The sequence below is a fragment of the Methylobacterium sp. WL12 genome (assembly GCF_008039475.1).
Classification (GTDB): Bacteria; Pseudomonadota; Alphaproteobacteria; order Rhizobiales; family Beijerinckiaceae; genus Methylobacterium; species Methylobacterium cerastii.
The window spans coordinates 1-457 of the sequence record NZ_VRUW01000250.1 but is presented as its reverse complement, the minus strand read 5'-3'; the positions used below and the strand labels follow the sequence as shown (position 1 = coordinate 457).

The following is a 457-nucleotide window of genomic DNA, read 5'->3' as shown; positions in this document are numbered from 1 at the left end:
GTGATCGCGGCGTTGCTGGGACGATGATCCCGGTTCCCTCCGGCTCGCGGGTCTGGCTGGCGACCGGCCACACCGACATGCGCAAGGGCTTCGACGGCTTGGCCAGCCTCGTGCAGGATCACCTCGCGCGCGACCCGTTCTCGGGACAGGCCTTCGTCTTCCGTGGGCGGCAGGGGCACCTGATCAAGGTGCTATGGTGGGACGGCCAAGGCCTGTGCCTGTTCGCCAAGCGCCTGGAGAGGGGTCGCTTCGTCTGGCCGGCGACGGCGGGGGCGGCCGCCGCACTGACGCCGGCGCAGCTCGCCATGCTGCTGGAAGGCATCGACTGGCGTGCCCCGGTGCGTACGGATCGGCCCCGTATCGCGGGCTGACGCGGGGGCGGCAACGGGCTTGCGTGCAGGGCGGGACGGCGTAAGCTGTTGATATGGCTCTCGATCCTGGCTCACTCCCCGACGAC

1 protein-coding gene is annotated in these 457 nt (G+C 70.5%); it reads left to right on the top strand.

What is annotated here, in order from left to right; translation table 11 throughout:
• On the top strand, nucleotides 1-371 hold a 371-nt coding region (tnpB, locus tag FV226_RS27735), incomplete at its 5' end, for an IS66 family insertion sequence element accessory protein TnpB (RefSeq protein WP_348644142.1).
• Between the last annotated feature and the right edge of the window lie 86 nt (nucleotides 372-457).